The sequence below is a fragment of the Gibbsiella greigii genome, assembly GCF_039540155.1.
GTDB classification, from domain to species: domain Bacteria; phylum Pseudomonadota; class Gammaproteobacteria; order Enterobacterales; family Enterobacteriaceae; genus Gibbsiella; species Gibbsiella quercinecans.
Window position 1 is genome coordinate 124,813 of sequence record NZ_BAABEM010000048.1, and the last position, 18,104, is coordinate 142,916.

Consider the following 18,104-nt stretch of genomic DNA (forward strand, 5'->3'; position numbering starts at 1 on the left):
CGAGCCGCCAAAAAGGCAAGATGGCGGGTATTCTGCCCAGGCTTAAAGTGGTAGGTAAGATAGCCTAGTGAACAGGCTCAAAGGTAATTTATTGGGGGAGGTGCCTATGCTCAATCAAGAACTGGAACTCAGTCTCAACATGGCTTTCGCCAGGGCGCGTGAGCACAGACATGAGTTTATGACCGTGGAGCACCTGTTGCTGGCGCTGCTCAGCAACCCAGCCGCGCGTGAAGCGCTTGAGGCTTGTACGGTGGATCTGGCGGCATTGCGTCAGGAACTGGAAGCCTTCATCGAACAGACCACGCCAACGCTGCCGGCCAGCGAAGAAGAGCGCGATACGCAGCCTACGCTCAGCTTCCAGCGCGTATTGCAACGTGCGGTCTTCCACGTGCAGTCATCCGGCCGCAGTGAAGTTTCCGGCGCCAATGTGCTGGTGGCGATTTTCAGCGAGCAGGAGTCGCAGGCGGCCTATCTGCTGCGTAAACACGACGTCAGCCGTCTTGACGTGGTGAACTTTATTTCACATGGCACGCGTAAAGACGAGCCGGGCCAGGCGCCAAATGCGGAAAACCCGGTAAACGAAGAGCAGTCCGGAGGGGAAGACCGTATGGAGAACTTCACCACCAACCTCAACCAGCTGGCTCGGGTGGGGGGCATTGACCCGTTGATTGGCCGCGATCGTGAATTGGAGCGCGCCATCCAGGTGCTGTGCCGCCGCCGTAAAAACAACCCGCTGTTGGTCGGGGAATCCGGTGTGGGCAAAACGGCGATAGCCGAAGGGCTGGCGTGGCGCATCGTGCAGGGTGACGTGCCGGAAGTGATGGCTGACTGTACGCTGTACTCACTGGATATCGGTTCGTTGCTGGCGGGTACCAAATACCGCGGCGATTTTGAAAAACGTTTCAAAGCGTTGCTCAAACAGCTGGAACAGGATCAGAACAGCATCCTGTTTATTGATGAAATTCATACCATCATTGGCGCCGGTGCGGCTTCAGGCGGCCAGGTGGATGCCGCCAACCTGATTAAACCGCTGCTTTCCAGCGGCAAGATCCGGGTGATCGGCTCGACTACGTATCAGGAATTCAGCAACATTTTCGAAAAAGACCGTGCGCTGGCGCGTCGCTTCCAGAAAATTGATATTACTGAACCGACGCCGGAAGAGACCATTCAAATCATCAACGGTCTGAAGACCAAGTATGAAGTGCATCATGATGTGCGTTACACCGCCAAGGCCGTGCGTGCCGCGGTGGAACTGTCGGTGAAATACATTAACGACCGTCATTTGCCGGATAAAGCGATCGACGTGATTGACGAAGCGGGCGCGCGCAGCCGGTTGATGCCGGTGAGCAAGCGCAAGAAAACCGTTAACGTGGCGGATATCGAAACCGTGGTGGCGCGCATTGCGCGCATCCCGGAAAAAACCGTGTCCGCCAGCGATCGCGACGTGCTGAAAAACCTGGGCGATCGGCTGAAAATGCTGGTGTTTGGCCAGGATCCGGCGATTGAAGCGCTGACCGAGGCGATCAAAATGAGCCGTGCCGGGCTGGGCCATGAGCACAAACCGGTGGGTTCCTTCCTGTTTGCCGGCCCGACCGGCGTCGGGAAAACCGAAGTCACGGTGCAGTTGGCGAAAGCGCTGGATATTGAACTGCTGCGCTTTGACATGTCGGAATACATGGAACGCCATACCGTCAGCCGGTTGATTGGTGCGCCTCCAGGCTACGTCGGCTACGATCAGGGCGGCCTGCTCACCGATGCGGTGATCAAGCACCCGCATGCCGTGGTGCTGCTCGATGAGATCGAAAAGGCGCACCCGGACGTGTTCAATCTGCTGCTGCAGGTGATGGATAACGGCACGCTGACCGACAACAACGGGCGCAAGGCCGACTTCCGCAACGTGATCCTGGTGATGACCACCAACGCCGGGGTGCGTGAGACGGAACGTAAATCGATTGGCCTGATTGAGCAGGATAACAGCCACGATGCGATGGAAGAGATCAGGAAAGTGTTCACGCCGGAGTTCCGTAACCGGCTGGACAACATTATCTGGTTCAACCATCTGTCGAGCGACGTTATCCAGCAGGTTGTCGACAAGTTCATCGTGGAACTGCAGGCGCAGTTGGATGCGAAAGGCGTGTCGCTGGAAGTGAGCGACGAAGCGCGCGACTGGCTGTCGGTGAAAGGTTATGACCGCGCGATGGGGGCCCGCCCAATGGCCCGCGTCATGCAGGAAAACCTGAAGAAACCGCTGGCTAACGAACTGCTGTTTGGTTCGCTGGTCGATGGGGGTTCAGTAAAAGTGGAACTGGATAAAGAAACGCAGAAACTGACCTATCACTTCCTCAGCGCGCAGAAACGCAAGGCGGATGAGGGCGTGCACTAATCGGCTTGCCGTTAAGTTCTCTATCAATGGCCGCAACGGATAACGTTGCGGCCTTTTTTGCGTTTTTCTCGCTACGGGCGTGGGTTGGGTTGCCCGGCGGCAGGCGGCGTTACCTTTCAGCGCGCTTACGGCATGACTCTTTATTGATTGGGGGAGAGCGGAAATGATTGAGCCCTCTCAGTTTATCTGCGTGCATACGGCGCTATACGGAACGCCACGGCGCAGCTAAACGGAAAGGGCTCTGGAGGGATTACATCCTCGGTGCCGCCGTTGGGCGGATAAGCCGATTAACGGCTACGGAAGACAATGCGGCCTTTGCTCAGGTCGTACGGGGTCAGCTCTACAGTGACTTTGTCACCCGTCAGGATGCGGATATAGTTTTTGCGCATTTTACCGGAGATATGAGCGGTTACCACGTGCCCGTTTTCCAACTCAACGCGGAACATGGTGTTCGGCAACGTATCAAGAACGGTGCCTTGCATTTCAATATTGTCTTCTTTGGCCATCGAATCCTCTAGGTGTAACTACCTTAGTTTTTAACCGGCAAGATAATGCCGAAAAACCCCCATTATGTAAAGAAGTGTTGGCGAACAATGCACCATTTCCGCAAATTAGTTTGTTGAGGAGGGTGGTTCAACCTGCTGTGGGGGTATGTCTTGCTTTGCCCAGCATGCTGGCGCCAGTGCTTTACGCTGAAGGTGGCTGAGCTGCCGTAAAAATTGGCTGCGGGGGATTTCACGAGCCCCCAGCGAGGCAGTGTGGGCGTTAAGCACCTGGCAGTCAATCAATTCCCCGCCAAAAGCGGTGAAATGCTGGCAAAAAGCCATTAGTGCGCATTTTGACGCGTTGGTGGTGCGGCTGAACATGGACTCGCCGCAGAACATCGCGCCTTGCGCCACGCCGTACATGCCGCCGACCAGTTGCTGATCCTGCCATACCTCGACCGAGTGCGCATGGCCGAGGTGATGCAATTGCAGATAGGCGCGCTGCACCGCCGGGTTGATCCAGGTGCCCTCCAGCGGGCGCTGTGCGCAGGCATGGATCACCGCGGCGAAATCCTGGTTCAGGGTAATGCGGAACGGGTTGGTACGCAGAAAGCGCTTCAGGCTGCGGCTGATATGGCGCTCGTCTGGGAATAGCACCGCGCGCGGATCCGGCGACCACCATAGGATCGGCTCCCCCGGTGAATACCAGGGGAAAATGCCTTGCGCATAGGCGGCCAGCAGGCGCGGCGCGCTAAGATCGCCGCCGATGGCCAGCAGCCCGTTAGGATCGCGCAGGGCGCTGTCTGGCGCCGGGAACGCAAGCGAGTGCGGGGAAAGCTTCATGATGCGCATAGTGCCCCCTGGTGTGCGCTACAGGCGGTATTAAAGCGAAACACGGCTGACACGCTGGTGGAATTGCGCATAGCGGCCTTGTTGCCGCAGTAACGCCGCATGGTCGCCCTGTTCGATAATCTTACCGCCGTCCATCACGCAGATGCGATCAAAATGATCGAGCCCATACAAACGGTGGGTAATCAGAATCAGCGTTTTGCCTTGGCAATGTTGGCGCAGCAATTGCAAAATCTGCCGTTCGGTTTCAGCATCCAATCCCTCGGTCGGTTCATCCAGCAGCAGTAGCGGGGCAGGGTGCAGCAGCGCGCGAGCAATCCCCAGGCGGCGTTGTTCACCGCCGGAAAGCTGGCGGCCGCCTTCGCCCAGCCAGGCGTTCAGCCCTTCGTTTTCCAGCAGTTTATCCAGCCCTACCTGGCGCAGCACGGCGTTGAACTGTGCGTCAGTGGCGCTGGGGGCGGCCAACTGCAGGTTCTCACGCAGTGTGCTGCTGAAAATATGCACCCGTTGGTTCACGACGGTGGTCATGGCGCGTAGCGTGCTTTCGCTATAGCTGGCCAGCGGCTGGCCGTTAAGGCGGATGCTGCCGCTGTCGACGTCCCAGGCGCGGGTCAGCAACTGCAGCAGGGTCGATTTGCCGCAGCCGGTGCGCCCCAGCAACGCAATATGTTCGCCGGGTGCCACATCCAGCGTGATGTTACGCAGCACCGGCTGGCGTTGGCCGGGGTAAGTAAAGTCAACCTGCCGTAAACTCAGTGCCGCGGTTGCCGCTGCATCCGCGCTCTGGGCCGGAAAGCTCACTTCCGGCTGCTGATCGATAATCTGCTTTACCCGCGTCGCGGAAGCCACAACCTGCCCCAGATGCTGGAAGGCGCCGGCTATCGGCATCATTGCTTCAAACGCAGCCAGCCCGGCGAAGACAAATAGAGCAATCAGCGCGCCGGGCTGGGTGTTGCCGCCAATGCCGGCGGCGGCCAGCCACAGCAGCAGCGTTACCGTCAGGCCGCTGGCGAGGATCAGCAACGCTTGCGCTAGCCCGCCAAGCGACGTTTGCTGCCACTGGCGTTGTTGCCAGCGCTGCTCGGTGGCGTTGAGCACCGCGCGGCAGCTCTCTGCGGCACCGAATACCACCAGTTCGGCCTGGCCCTGAAGCCAGGCGGCCAGATCGGTGCGGTACTGGCCGCGCAGCGCCGTCAGTTCCGCGCCAATCGGCTTGCCCGCACGATAAAATACCGGCGGGATCAGCAATAACAGCAACAGCAGGATGGCGCCCAGTGTCAGCGCCAGGCCGGTATCGAGCAGGCTCAGGCCGGCGGTGACCACGGCAATGACCACCGCGGCGCTGACCAGCGGAGAAATCACGCGCAGGTAGAGGTGATCCAAGGTATCCACATCGGCCACCAGGCGGTTGAGCAGTTCCGCCTGGCGGAAACGTGCGATGCCGCCCGGCGACAACGGCAGGATCTTTTGGAAGGTGAAAACGCGCAGGTGCGCGAGCACACGGAAGGTGGCATCGTGGCTCACCACGCGTTCGGCATAGCGCCCGGCGGTGCGGAAAATGGCGGCGCCGCGCACGCCGGCGGCAGGCAACATATAGTTGAAGGTAAACAGGCCTGCCAGCCCGGCCAGCGCCGAAGCGGCCAGGAACCACCCAGAGAGCGCCAGCAGGCCGATGCTGGCCAGCAGGGTAATGATGGCCAGTATGATGCCAAGGCTAATCAGAAACGTGTGGCGGCGATACAGCGCCAAAAACGGCAGCAGAACACGCATGGTTATAGCTCCTCGCTGCGGTGTGCAAGTAAATCGGCAAACAGCCCAGGTTGGGTGCTCAGGGTAGCGTAATCGCCTTGTTGCACGATTTGCCCGTCATTCATCACCCAGATCCGATCGTAATCTTCAATTTCTTCCAACTGGTGCGTCACCAGCAGCGTGGTTTGCTGGCGAGCGGCGGCATTCAGCGCCTGCATCACCAGCCGTTCGCTGTCGGCATCCAGGCTGGCCGCCGGTTCGTCCAGCAGCAGCAAGCGGCGCGGGCTGATCAGCGCACGTGCTACCGCAACGCGCTGCGCCTGGCCCACGGAAAGGCGCGCGGCGCCATCGCCGATTTGGGTTTCCAGCCCGTCGGGCAGGTGCGGCAGAAATTCGCTGACGTACGCCTGTTCGATCGCCTGTTGTAACTGGGCCGCCGTTGCCTGTGGGTGGCCCAACAGGATATTGTCACGCAGCGTCTGCGCCGGCAGATGCGGGTTTTGCCCGACCCAGCCCAACTGGCGGCGCCAGCCTGGCGCCGCCAGCTCGCGCAGTTCGATGCCGTTAACCGTGAGCGAGCCGCGGTAAGGCAGGAAGCCCAGCAGCAGGTTGAGCAGTGAACTTTTGCCTGCGCCGCTTAGCCCGACGATCGCAATACGTGTTTGCGCCGGCACGCTGAAGTTCAGCGGCCCGGCCAACAGCACCCCGTTGGGTGCCAGAATTTCCAGATTGTGCGCCTGCAACACCAACGGCGTATCGCCCGTCATAGCCTGGCTACCGTTGCCCATTTGCTCGCCTTCGGCGTTCAGAAACGTTTCCAGCGCTTCCGCCGCTCCCACGGCCTGCGCTTTGGCATGATAGAAGGTGCCAAGATCGCGCAGCGGCTGGAAAAATTCCGGCGCCAGGATCAGCACCAGAAAACCGGCGAACAGGGTTACGCCGGTGCCATAGCTGCCGAAATTGAGTTCGCCCAGATAAGAGAAGCCAAAATAAACCGCCACCACGGCGATGGAAATCGAGGCGAAAAATTCCAGCACGGCGGAGGAGAGAAACGCCAGACGCAGCACTTCCATCGTTCGGCGCCGGAAGTCCTCGGATGATTTGGCGATCTGTTCGGTCTCTGCCTGCGCCCGATGAAACAGGCGCAGCGTGTCCAGGCCGCGCAGGCGATCGAGGAAATTACCGCTCAGACGCGCCAGCGCGACAAAGTTGCGGCGGTTGGCGTCGGCGGCGCCCATGCCGACCAGCGCCATAAAGAGTGGAATCAGCGGCGCGGTGGCCAATAGGATCAACCCGGCGGCCCAGTTGATGGGGAACACAGTGATCAGGATTAATAAAGGAATAAAGGCTGCCAGATACATTTGCGGCAGGTAGCGCGCGTAGTAATCCTGCATATCTTCGATTTGCTCGATGATAATGCTGGCCCAACTGCCGGCCGGTTTACCTTGCACCCAGGCGGGCCCAAGCTGCTGCAGCTTGTCCAGCACCTGGCCGCGAAGCTGCTGGCGGATCACCTGGCCGCAACGGAAACCGACGCGTTCACGCAGCCAGCTTAATAGCGCTCGCAAGGCGAAGGCGGCGGCCAGCCAGCAAAAGGACGGGATCAGCCGCTCCCGCGGCACCTGTTCAATAATCAGTGCGTGCAGCAGGGCGGCCAACAGCCAGGCCTGGGCAACGATCAGCATGCCGCTGATCAGCCCCAATAACATGGAAAGGCGCAGCCAACGCTGCGCTAATGCGCTTTGTGCTTTAAGCCAACGGGTTAACTGGTGCTGTCTGGTGTTTTTCATGAAAGAATCTGCGTTGCTGACGCATGCGGCAACGGGCCTGGTTAGCATCCTGTTGAAAAAGTATCTGCTTTAAATGCAAGCAAATAAGCGAACGCTAATGTTACCTCGTCACTGGGCTGGCTGAAAATAATAAAGCACATCATTGTATCAGGATGGTAGGCGTATCAGGGGCAGGGGAGAAAACGGTGGCGCCAGGTAAAAAAACGGCTGGGAAACCCAGCCGCTTGAATGCGAACCGCGCTGCGATTATTTGGCGATGAGCCCATCCAGATAACGCTCGGCGTCCAGCGCCGCCATGCAGCCAGTGCCGGCGGAGGTGATCGCCTGGCGGTAGATGTGATCCATTACGTCGCCTGCGGCAAACACGCCGGGAATGCTGGTCTGGGTTGCGTTGCCATGAATACCGGACTGCACTCTGATATAGCCGTTTTCCAGCTCTAACTGGCCGCCAAATACGCTGGTGTTCGGGCTGTGGCCAATGGCGATAAAGACGCCGGCAACCGCCAGCTCTTCCGTCTGCCCTTCGGCCTGGGTGCTGCGCAGGCGCACGCCGGTAACGCCCATTTCATCGCCCAACACCTCGTCCAGAGTACGATCGGTGTGCAGGACGATGTTGCCGTTTGCGACTTTATCCATCAGCCGATCGATCAGAATTTTTTCTGAGCGGAAGCTGTCACGGCGGTGAATCAAGTGAACTTCAGCGGCAATGTTGGACAGATACAGTGCTTCTTCCACTGCGGTATTACCACCGCCGACAACGGCCACTTTTTGGTTACGGTAGAAAAAGCCGTCACAGGTTGCGCAGGCGGAAACGCCTTTGCCTTTGAACGCTTCTTCTGACGGCAGGCCAAGGTAACGGGCGGAGGCGCCGGTGGCGATGATCAACGCGTCGCAGGTATATTCGCCGCTGTCACCGAACAGGCGGAAAGGGCGGTTTTGCAAATCAACGCTGTTGATATGGTCGAACACGATTTCAGTCTGGAATTTTTCTGCGTGTTCGCGCATCCGTTCCATCAGCAGTGGGCCAGTCAGGCCTTCCGCATCCCCCGGCCAGTTTTCCACTTCGGTGGTGGTGGTTAATTGGCCACCCTGTTCCATCCCGGTAATCAACACCGGTTTCAGGTTTGCCCGGGCAGCGTAGACTGCCGCGGTGTAACCCGCCGGGCCGGAGCCCAGGATCAATAACTTGCTATGTTTAGCCGTGCCCATGAATGACCTCTTTTCCCACAATAGCGGACAGTCCGCCGATTGTAGGGAAAATGCGGCAGTAAAAAAAGTGTGCTGGGGTGTTGTTAACGATTTGTTTGATAGATATTGTCTATTAATAAATTCCATGCTGCATAAAAGAATATAAAACGCGCAGTTTCACTTATGAAAACAGCGTTACGGCGGAGAGAGAACCGATAAAAAACCTGATTTTTATCAGGTTAATATCACCATCAGGCTGCAATTTCACGGTGGAAATTCATAACTAAAAATGGGGATTTGCGTTTTCATGGCGGTATGTTGTTCTGATTTTGCTTCTTTTACTTTGACAATCCGCTGTGCATTTGCGAAAACATCAGAGGAAGAAGAAATTACCCCCCGTACCGGCAGCAAATAGTACGTATTTACGGCGCCGATGTAGCAGATTGCGCCAAGGCGAACCGGCGGCGGGGAATATCGTGCGAGCGCGGCGGTGGTTTCTTTTTTCGGTGGGACGTCATTTGTATAGGTTGCGCAGAGTTTGGCAGACAGAGTGCGCGATGGCGAATGATGATAGTGAAAACTATAACAGGCATCGGGTCTACGCTTGGACTAGCCCTTATACATTGACGTCGGCTAGGGTATGGCAAGTGTAAGAAGAATATAAGAGAGACAATAATAATGGCAGACAATAAAAAACGCCCGGGTAAAGATCTTGACCGTATCGATCGCAATATCCTGAACGAGTTACAGAAGGATGGGCGTATTTCGAACGTTGAGCTTTCAAAGCGCGTAGGGCTATCCCCAACGCCGTGTTTAGAACGTGTGCGCCGCCTTGAGCGCCAGGGTTTTATTCATGGTTATACTGCATTGCTTAACCCGCATTATCTGGATGCTTCGCTGTTGGTTTTTGTGGAAATCACGCTGAACCGCGGTGCGCCGGATGTGTTTGAGCAATTTAACTCTGCAGTGCAGAAGCTTGAGGAAATTCAGGAGTGTCATCTGGTTTCCGGTGATTTCGACTACCTGTTGAAAACCCGCGTACCGGATATGTCCGCTTACCGTAAGCTGCTTGGTGAAACCTTGCTGCGTCTGCCGGGGGTAAATGACACCCGTACATACGTAGTCATGGAAGAAGTGAAACAGAGTAACCGTCTGGTGATTAAAACACGGTAAGGTACAGGTGCAAAACCTGATTAAATTGGTTACACTCCTGTTCATTCATACAGCTTCAGCGCCGGGGCGAGCTCTCGGCGTTGTTGCTATGTCAGGCAACAGGAACCTGGAGAGCCTTTCTTGAGCCAGGAATACACAGAAGACAAAGAAGTCACCCTAAAAAAACTCAGCAGCGGGAACCGCCTGCTTGAAGCTGTGTTGATTGTGGTGGCGATTTTCGCCGTTTATCTTATGGTTGCGCTGGTCAGCTTCAATCCTTCCGATCCGAGCTGGTCGCAAACGGCGTGGCATGAACCTATCCATAACATTGGGGGTAGCGTTGGCGCCTGGATGGCCGATACGTTGCTCTTTACCTTCGGGGTATTGGCCTACGCGATCCCACCGATCATGATTATTCTGTGCTGGGCCGCTTATCGGCAGCGCGATACCCGTGATTACATCGATTATTTTGCACTCTCGCTACGTTTGATCGGAACGCTGGCGCTGATTCTTTCCTCCTGCGGCCTGGCCGCGCTAAACGTTGACGATCTCTACTATTTCGCTTCAGGCGGCGTGATTGGCAGCCTGTTGAGCAATGCCATGCTGCCCTGGTTCAACGGCATTGGCGCTACGCTGGTGTTGCTGTGCGTTTGGGCCGTGGGGCTGACGCTGTTTACCGGTTGGTCATGGTTGGTGATCGCGGAAAAAATGGGTGGGGTGGTGCTGGGCATGTTGACCTTTATGTCCAACCGCTCGCGCCGCGACGATCGCTACCTGGACGACGATGAAGACGAACAGGTGCCGGGCGAGAAGCCGCCGCTAGGTAAAGAGGCGGCGGCGTTGGCTAACAGCATTGGCGCCGCGCAAGATGATGACGTGCTGTTTTCGGCGCCGTCGGTTAATGAGCGCGTGCAGGATACGGCGCAGGCGGATGATGCGGCAGCGGATGAGCAACAAACGCCAGTGTCGGCGGATGTTCAGCCGGTAGCGGCGCATAGCGAGCCAGCGGCACCTGCAGCGCCGGTTGCCGCCGCAGCGCCGCAAGCGCCCGCCGCCGATGCGCCGGCGCAGCCGCAAACACCGCCGCTGTATTCATTTGAATTGCCGGAAGAAACGCCCGCGCCGAAAACACCGCAGGCGGCGGCCTATCGGGAAGACGATGAGCCTCGCTTGGGCAATTGGAACGCCCCGGCACAGCCGGAGCGCAGCCCGCATTCCCCATTCGATTTCTCCGCCGCGCAGCGTGATGAAGATATCGGCGCCGACTTCGATTTCAACAGTACGGGCGCCAAACCGGCAACGCCTTCCGCAGCGGAAGCCGCTGCCGTAAGCACGACCTTTATGCCTGCCTTCAGCGCCACCAGCGACGAGAACCCGCAGGTGAAGCAGGGGATAGGCCCGGAACTGCCGCGCCCGAATCCGGTGCGCATCCCTACCCGGCGCGAGCTGGCTTCCTATGGCATCAAGCTGCCTTCACAGCGCCAGGCCGAACAGCAACAGCGTAACCAGGCGCCTGAACCGCAGGGTGCTCAGGCGGCGGAGGATGACGATAATGAAGCTATGCAGGCAGCGCTGCGACAGGAGTTTTTGGCACAGCAAAATGCCCGCTATGGCGAACAATCCTCGCAGGCCGACGATGAAGATGCCCTGCAGGAAGCGGCGCTAAGCCAGGCCTTTGCCGAACAACAGCAGGCGCGTTACGGCCAGCAAGATGAGGAATTGGCGCAACCAACTGCATCAAACCCGGTCGATACCCGCAACGCGTTCAGCTTCTCGCCGATTGCCGATCTGATCGACGAGGGGCCGAAAGCGCCGTTGTTTACCCTGTCACCGCAAGAGGCAGAGGCCGCCGCTCAGCCGTTGGCTCAAAGCCAGCCTGCTACGCCTGCCGATGCACCATCAACCCCAATTGTCCAGCAACCGGTACAGCATGGCTATTCACAACCGCCTGCCCACCCCGGCAGCCAGGTACAGCCGGCGCAGCAACCGCCAGCGGCACAACAGCCCGCGATGGACAGCCTGATTCACCCGTTCCTGATGCGTAACGATCAGCCGTTGCAGAAGCCAACCACTCCACTGCCGACGTTGGATCTGCTGGCGGCGGCGCCGAAAGAAGTGGAACCGGTGGATATGTTCGCCCTGGAACAAAAAGCGCGCCTGGTGGAAGCTAGCCTGGCGGATTACCGGGTGAAGGCCGACGTTGTTGATATCCTGCCCGGCCCGGTGATTACCCGCTTTGAGCTGGATCTGGCGCCAGGGGTGAAAGCGGCACGTATTTCCAACCTGTCGCGCGATCTGGCGCGTTCGCTGTCAACCTCGGCCGTGCGTGTGGTTGAGGTGATTCCTGGCCGGCCTTACGTCGGTCTTGAGTTGCCGAACGCCAAACGCCAAACGGTCTATCTGCGCGAAGTGCTGGACTGCCCGGCGTTCCGCGATAGCCTGTCGCCGCTGTCTGTGGTATTGGGGAAAGATATTTCCGGCGAGCCGGTGGTGGCCGATCTGGGCAAAATGCCGCACCTGTTGGTTGCCGGTACGACGGGTTCCGGTAAGTCGGTCGGGGTCAACGCCATGATCCTGAGCATCCTGTATAAGGCGACGCCGAAAGAAGTGCGCTTTATCATGATCGACCCGAAAATGCTTGAGCTGTCGGTCTATGAGGGCATCCCGCATCTGCTGACCGATGTGGTCACCGACATGAAAGACGCCGCCAATGCGTTGCGCTGGTGTGTGGCCGAGATGGAACGCCGTTACAAGCTGATGTCTGCGCTTGGGGTGCGTAACATTGCCGGTTATAACGAACGTGTCGACCAGGCCGAAGCAATGGGGCGCCCAATCCCGGATCCATTCTGGAAGCCGACGGACAGCATGGATATCACGCCGCCGACGCTGGAAAAAGAACCTTACATCGTGGTGATGGTGGATGAGTTTGCCGATCTGATCATGACGGTGGGCAAGAAAGTTGAAGAGCTGATCGCCCGCCTGGCGCAGAAAGCGCGCGCTGCGGGTATCCACCTGGTGCTGGCGACGCAGCGCCCTTCGGTGGATGTGATCACCGGGCTGATAAAAGCCAACATCCCAACGCGCATTGCCTTTACCGTCTCGAGCAAGATCGACTCACGCACTATTCTCGATCAGGGCGGGGCGGAATCGCTGCTTGGCATGGGGGATATGTTGTATCTGGCGCCAAACTCTTCGATTCCGGTACGTGTGCACGGGGCCTTTGTGCGCGATCAGGAAGTGCATGCGGTGGTTAAGGATTGGAAAGCGCGTGAGCGGCCCCAATATAAAGAGGGTATCCTGAGCGGCGGTGAGGACGGCGAAAGCGGTGGTATCGAAGGTGACGAAGAGCTGGATCCGCTGTTTGATCAGGCGGTGGAGTTTGTGGTGGATAAACGCCGCGCTTCCATTTCCGGCGTTCAACGCCAGTTCCGTATCGGTTATAACCGCGCCGCACGCATCATCGAACAGATGGAAGCGCAGGGCATTGTCAGCGAGCAGGGGCATAACGGCAACCGTGAGGTGCTGGCGCCGCCGCGGCAGGGTTAACGCGTTTCTTATCAGCTTGATTGTAAAACCAGGGGCCGCTTAGCGGCCCTTGTGCAAAGATGCGTAAACCCAAGCATTTCTAGGAATAATACACCGCTCGCGCTGGCAGACATTGGCTACAATGGCGCAGGATAGTCATTTGTTGGGCGCATGATTAGGCCCGGCGATTCATGTAACGCATAAGGTATCTGGAATAATGAAAAAACTGTTAGTTGCCTGTTGTTTGCTTTCTGGTTTCGTCGCCACTTCAGCATTGGCGGATGCCGCACAGGATCTGCAAAGCCGTTTGGCGAAGGTGAACAGTTTCCATGCCAGCTTCACGCAGGCGGTCACCAGCAGTGATGGCGCCGCCGTGCAGCAGGGTGAAGGTGAGCTGTGGGTTAAGCGCCCGAACCTGTTTAACTGGCATATGACCTCACCGGATGAAAGCGTGCTGGTTTCCGATGGGCAAACGCTGTGGTTCTATAATCCGTTTGTGGAGCAAGTGACGGCGACCTGGCTGAAAAGCGCCACCAACAATACGCCGTTTATGCTGATCACTCGCAACAGCGCCAGCGACTGGAAACAGTACAATATCAAGCAAAAAGGCGATGATTTTGAATTAACGCCGAAATCGGCCAGCGGTAATCTGAAGCAGTTTGCGATTTCCGTCAGCAATAGCGGCACCATCAAGAGCTTTGCCGCGGTTGAACAAGACGGCCAACGCAGCGCCTATACCTTAAAAGGCCAACAAAACAGCGGCGTTGATGCGGCCAAGTTTACATTTACCCCGCCAAAGGGGGTGACGCTGGACGACCAGCGCCAGTGAGGTCTGCGTGAGTAATCTGTCACTCGATTTTTCTCAAAATGAGTTCCAGCCGTTGGCCGCGCGTATGCGGCCAACCACGCTGGCGCAATACATCGGCCAGCAGCATTTGCTGGCGCCGGGCAAACCTCTGCCGAGAGCCATCGAGGCCGGTCAACTGCATTCGATGATCCTGTGGGGGCCGCCAGGCACGGGGAAAACGACGCTGGCGGAATTGATAGGCCGCTATGGGCAGGCGGACGTCGAGCGGATCTCTGCGGTTACCTCCGGGATTAAAGAGATCCGTGAGGCGATCGAGCGTGCGCGGCACAACCGCGATGCCGGGCGCCGCACCATCCTGTTTGTTGATGAGGTGCACCGTTTCAATAAAAGCCAGCAGGACGCTTTTCTACCCCATATTGAAGACGGCACCATCACCTTTATCGGCGCAACCACCGAGAACCCCTCGTTTGAGCTGAATTCAGCGCTGCTTTCACGCGCGCGTGTGTATCTGCTAAAAGCGTTGACGGTGGAGGATATCTGCCAGGTGCTGGATCAGGCGATGAACGACAGCAGCCGCGGCCTGGCGGGGCAGAATATTGAGCTGCCTGATGAAACGCGCCGCATGATCGCCGAGCTGGTGAACGGCGATGCGCGGCGCGCGCTGAACAGCCTGGAGATGATGGCTGACATGGCTGAGACCGATGCCCGCGGTATACGCCTGTTGACGCCGGCGCTGCTGAAAGAAGTCTCCGGCGAACGTAGCGTGCGGTTTGATAACAAGGGCGACCGCTATTACGATCTGATCTCGGCGCTGCATAAATCGGTGCGCGGTTCCGCGCCGGACGCCGCACTGTATTGGTACGCCCGCATCATCACCGCCGGCGGCGATCCGCTCTACGTGGCGCGCCGGCTGTTGGCGATCGCATCGGAAGATGTCGGCAATGCCGATCCGCGCGGGATGCAGGTGGCGATCGCCGCCTGGGACTGCTTTACCCGCGTTGGCCCGGCGGAAGGCGAGCGTGCTATCGCCCAGGCTATCGTATATCTGGCCTGCGCGCCGAAGAGCAATGCGGTGTATACCGCGTTCAAAGCGGCCATGCGCGATGCCAAAGAGATGGCCGATTATGATGTGCCGGAGCACCTGCGCAATGCGCCCACCAAGCTGATGAAAGAAATGGGGCTGGGCGCCGAGTACCGCTACGCTCACGATGAGCCCAATGCCTACGCTGCGGGTGAGAACTACTTCCCGAAGGAAATGGCCAATACGCGCTACTACTATCCGGCCTCGCGTGGGTTGGAAGGGAAAATCGGCGAGAAGTTGGCGTGGCTGGCAGAGCAGGACCAAAATAGCCCGACAAAACGCTACCGCTAGCGTTGCCGTTGCGGTAAGGTTAGCGGGTATTCGTTTCCCTTTTTACGCTGCTTTTCATCGCAGCGTAAAACGACAATTTTTCTTTCAATAACAACAAGCACAGGATTAGCATGCTCGATCCCAATCTGCTGCGTAATGAGCTAGACGCAGTCGCCGAAAAACTGGCTCGCAGAGGCTTCAAACTGGATCTGGATCTGCTGCGTTCGCAAGAAGAACGCCGCAAGGTTCTGCAAGTAGAAACTGAAACATTGCAGGCAGAACGTAACTCCCGATCGAAATCCATCGGCGCAGCAAAAGCGCGCGGGGAAGATATTGAGCCGCTGCGCCGTGAAGTCAGTGAACTGGGTGAAAAGCTGGATGCCGCTAAAACCGAGCTGGAACAACTGCAGAACACCATCCGTGACTATGCGCTGACCATCCCGAACCTGCCGGACGACGCCGTGCCGAACGGTAAAGATGACAGCGAAAACCTGGAGGTTAGCCATTGGGGCGAGCCGCGCCAATTTGATTTCCCGGTGCGCGATCACGTTGAGCTGGGCGAAATGGCCAGCGGGCTGGATTTCGCCGCCGGCGTGAAGCTTTCCGGCGCGCGCTTTGTGGTCATGAAAGGGCAAATCGCCCGGATGCACCGCGCGCTGGCGCAGTTTATGCTGGATCTGCACACTGAGCAGCACGGCTATCAGGAAGCCTACGTGCCTTACCTGGTGAACCACGCTTCGCTGTACGGGACCGGGCAACTGCCGAAGTTTGGCGAAGATTTGTTCCATACCCGCCCGCTGGAAGAAGAAGCGGCGACCAGCAACTATGCGCTGATCCCAACGGCGGAAGTGCCGCTGACCAACCTGATGCGCGATGAGATCCTGGATGAAGAAACCCTGCCCCTGAAGCTGACGGCGCATACGCCATGCTTCCGTTCGGAAGCCGGTTCTTACGGGCGCGATACCCGCGGCCTGATCCGTATGCACCAGTTTGATAAAGTTGAAATGGTGCAGATCGTCCGCCCTGAAGATTCCATGGATGCATTGGAAGAACTTACCGGCCATGCGGAAAAGGTGCTGCAGTTGCTGAACCTGCCATACCGCAAGGTGCTGTTGTGCACCGGTGATATGGGCTTCGGCTCCTGCAAAACCTACGATCTTGAGGTTTGGCTGCCGGCACAGAACACCTACCGTGAAATCTCTTCCTGTTCCAATATGTGGGATTTCCAGGCACGCCGCATGCAGGCGCGTTGCCGCAATAAAGCGGAGAAAAAGCCGCGCCTGGTGCACACACTGAACGGTTCCGGCCTGGCGGTTGGCCGCACCTTGGTCGCGGTGCTGGAAAACTACCAGCAGGCCGATGGCCGCATTCAGGTGCCTGAAGTGTTGCGCCCTTATATGAACGGCCTTGAGTTTATCGGCTGATCGGTGTTTCGTTCCCCTTCGCCGTTAGGCGAAGGGGTTCGTTGCTTGGTTGACAGCGCTGTTTCCCCCGCATCAATACGCTTGTTCCCTCCGTTTCTATTAAGTATTTTTCCCTTAAACCCATGCGCTAGCTCCTTTGCTTAGTGGCGATAAACATATTGTGCGCTGTACCCCACAGAGTGGATTGACTTTTTTATCGCCAGTGGCATGATGCGCGCACTTTCTCTTGCGTGTTCGGTTTCCATCTCACTATGTCCGCATACTCTCGCCCAGTGCTGATGCTGCTCTGTGGTTTGTTGTTGCTTACGGTTTCGATTGCCGTATTGAATACTCTGGTTCCGCTTTGGTTAACACATGCCCAGCTATCAACCTGGAAAATCGGCATGGTGAGTTCGGCCTATTTTACCGGCAACCTGGTCGGCACCCTGACTGCCGGTAAGCTGATTCAGCGCATCGGTTTTACCGGCAGTTACCATCTTTCTTGTTTACTGTTTGCCGTAGCCACCGCAGGCATGGCGCTGTCATTGGATTTTTGGAGCTGGATAGGCTGGCGTTTCTTTGCCGGCGTGGGCTGCGCCTGGATCTGGGTGATCGTTGAAAGCGCTTTGCTGCGCAGCGGTACGCTGGCCAACCGTGGCCAATTGCTGGCTGCGTATATGATGGTGTATTACTTGGGCACTGTGGCCGGGCAAATCCTGCTTAGCGGTGTTTCAACGGAACTGATGCAGGTCTTGCCCTGGGCGATCGCGTTGGTTGCCGCGGCGATGTTGCCGATGCTGTTTGCCCGCGTCGGCCGTGAAGACAATACCCCCGCACGGGTCGCCGTCTGGCCGATGCTGAAGCGCCGCAGCGCACGGCTGGGGATGCACGGTTGTATCATTTCCGGCATGGTGCTGGGTTCGCTGTATGGCTTAATGCCGCTGTATTTATCCCATCAGGGGATGAACGATGCTCACGTCGGTTACTGGATGGCGTTGTTGATCAGCGCCGGCATCGTCGGCCAGTGGCCGGTTGGGCGCATGGCCGATCGCTATGGCCGCTTGCTGGTGCTGCGTATTCAGGTGTTTATAGTGATCCTCGCCAGCGTGGCGATGCTGAGCAACTACGGCATGGCGCCGTCGCTGTTTATGCTGGGCTGCGCCGGTTTTACGCTGTACCCGGTCGCCATGTCCTGGGCCTGCGAGAAAGCGTTGCCGCATGAGTTGGTGGCGATGAACCAGGCTCTGTTGATGAGCTACACCATCGGTAGCCTGCTTGGCCCCAGCATGACCGCCATGCTGATGCAGAATTACTCCGATCGCTTACTGTTCGTGATGATTGCGTTGGTGGCGTTGGTCTACCTGGTTATGCTGCTGCGTAAACCGGATCACCACCACACGCCGCTGGCAGCGGCTTGATAA

At 57.8% G+C, this 18,104-nt stretch carries 12 protein-coding genes; 7 read left to right on the forward strand and 5 right to left on the reverse strand.

Annotated features, from left to right (window positions below):
* Positions 1-106: 106 nt before the first annotated feature.
* The gene (gene clpA / locus AC559G_RS20930; RefSeq protein WP_438598053.1) at positions 107-2,383 is read left to right on the forward strand and encodes an ATP-dependent Clp protease ATP-binding subunit ClpA; all 2,277 of its coding nucleotides are present in this window, start codon (positions 107-109) and stop codon (positions 2,381-2,383) included.
* 287 nt (positions 2,384-2,670) lie between these two features.
* Here clpA and infA read toward each other — a convergent pair whose 3' ends face one another.
* The 5 genes from infA to trxB form a co-directional block, all read right to left on the reverse strand.
* Positions 2,671-2,889 carry a translation initiation factor IF-1 gene (gene infA, locus AC559G_RS20935; RefSeq protein ID WP_002211347.1) on the reverse strand — a complete coding sequence of 73 codons (219 nt, stop codon included), beginning with the start codon at positions 2,887-2,889 and terminating at the stop codon, positions 2,671-2,673.
* 105 nt (positions 2,890-2,994) lie between these two features.
* Complete coding sequence (aat, locus tag AC559G_RS20940; RefSeq protein WP_438598052.1) at positions 2,995-3,720, reverse strand: leucyl/phenylalanyl-tRNA--protein transferase; 726 nt, start codon at positions 3,718-3,720, stop codon at positions 2,995-2,997.
* Between the two features lie 30 nt (positions 3,721-3,750).
* Complete coding sequence (gene cydC / locus AC559G_RS20945; protein ID WP_498914432.1) at positions 3,751-5,487, reverse strand: cysteine/glutathione ABC transporter ATP-binding protein/permease CydC; 1,737 nt, start codon at positions 5,485-5,487, stop codon at positions 3,751-3,753.
* A 2-nt stretch (positions 5,488-5,489) separates the two neighbouring features.
* Positions 5,490-7,256 carry an ABC transporter ATP-binding protein/permease gene (gene cydD / locus AC559G_RS20950; protein ID WP_498914434.1) on the reverse strand — a complete coding sequence of 589 codons (1,767 nt, stop codon included), beginning with the start codon at positions 7,254-7,256 and terminating at the stop codon, positions 5,490-5,492.
* A 246-nt stretch (positions 7,257-7,502) separates the two neighbouring features.
* Positions 7,503-8,465, reverse strand: a complete 963-nt coding sequence (trxB, locus tag AC559G_RS20955) for a thioredoxin-disulfide reductase (RefSeq protein WP_095848045.1) — start codon at positions 8,463-8,465, stop codon at positions 7,503-7,505.
* A gap of 657 nt (positions 8,466-9,122) precedes the next feature.
* Here trxB and lrp point away from each other — a divergent pair.
* From lrp to AC559G_RS20985, 6 genes are all read left to right on the forward strand, one after another.
* Positions 9,123-9,617: a leucine-responsive transcriptional regulator Lrp gene (gene lrp / locus AC559G_RS20960; protein WP_004928318.1), complete on the forward strand. Its 495-nt coding sequence runs from the start codon at positions 9,123-9,125 to the stop codon at positions 9,615-9,617.
* A gap of 120 nt (positions 9,618-9,737) precedes the next feature.
* Positions 9,738-13,142: a DNA translocase FtsK 4TM domain-containing protein gene (locus tag AC559G_RS20965; protein WP_498914437.1), complete on the forward strand. Its 3,405-nt coding sequence runs from the start codon at positions 9,738-9,740 to the stop codon at positions 13,140-13,142.
* Positions 13,143-13,338: 196 nt separating this feature from the next.
* Positions 13,339-13,950 carry an outer membrane lipoprotein periplasmic chaperone LolA gene (lolA, locus tag AC559G_RS20970; RefSeq protein WP_438598755.1) on the forward strand — a complete coding sequence of 204 codons (612 nt, stop codon included), beginning with the start codon at positions 13,339-13,341 and terminating at the stop codon, positions 13,948-13,950.
* Between the two features lie 7 nt (positions 13,951-13,957).
* Positions 13,958-15,301: a replication-associated recombination protein A gene (locus AC559G_RS20975; RefSeq protein WP_498914439.1), complete on the forward strand. Its 1,344-nt coding sequence runs from the start codon at positions 13,958-13,960 to the stop codon at positions 15,299-15,301.
* A 110-nt stretch (positions 15,302-15,411) separates the two neighbouring features.
* Positions 15,412-16,704, forward strand: coding sequence for a serine--tRNA ligase (gene serS, locus AC559G_RS20980; protein WP_498914441.1), 1,293 nt, complete (start codon positions 15,412-15,414; stop codon positions 16,702-16,704).
* A gap of 251 nt (positions 16,705-16,955) precedes the next feature.
* On the forward strand, positions 16,956-18,101 hold the full coding sequence (locus AC559G_RS20985) for an MFS transporter (RefSeq protein ID WP_498914443.1): 1,146 nt from the start codon (positions 16,956-16,958) through the stop codon (positions 18,099-18,101).
* The last annotated feature ends 3 nt before the right edge of the window (positions 18,102-18,104 follow it).

Excerpts from the sequence above, each read along its gene's own strand:
- clpA (WP_438598053.1), top strand. The coding sequence starts at position 107 with ATGCTCAATCAAGAACTGGAACTCAGTCTCAACATGGCTTTCGCCAGG.
- infA (WP_002211347.1), bottom strand. The coding sequence starts at position 2,889 with ATGGCCAAAGAAGACAATATTGAAATGCAAGGCACCGTTCTTGATACG.
- aat (WP_438598052.1), bottom strand. The coding sequence starts at position 3,720 with ATGCGCATCATGAAGCTTTCCCCGCACTCGCTTGCGTTCCCGGCGCCA.
- cydC (WP_498914432.1), bottom strand. The coding sequence starts at position 5,487 with ATGCGTGTTCTGCTGCCGTTTTTGGCGCTGTATCGCCGCCACACGTTT.
- cydD (WP_498914434.1), bottom strand. The coding sequence starts at position 7,256 with ATGAAAAACACCAGACAGCACCAGTTAACCCGTTGGCTTAAAGCACAA.
- trxB (WP_095848045.1), bottom strand. The coding sequence starts at position 8,465 with ATGGGCACGGCTAAACATAGCAAGTTATTGATCCTGGGCTCCGGCCCG.
- lrp (WP_004928318.1), top strand. The coding sequence starts at position 9,123 with ATGGCAGACAATAAAAAACGCCCGGGTAAAGATCTTGACCGTATCGAT.
- lolA (WP_438598755.1), top strand. The coding sequence starts at position 13,339 with ATGAAAAAACTGTTAGTTGCCTGTTGTTTGCTTTCTGGTTTCGTCGCC.
- serS (WP_498914441.1), top strand. The coding sequence starts at position 15,412 with ATGCTCGATCCCAATCTGCTGCGTAATGAGCTAGACGCAGTCGCCGAA.
- AC559G_RS20985 (WP_498914443.1), top strand. The coding sequence starts at position 16,956 with ATGTCCGCATACTCTCGCCCAGTGCTGATGCTGCTCTGTGGTTTGTTG.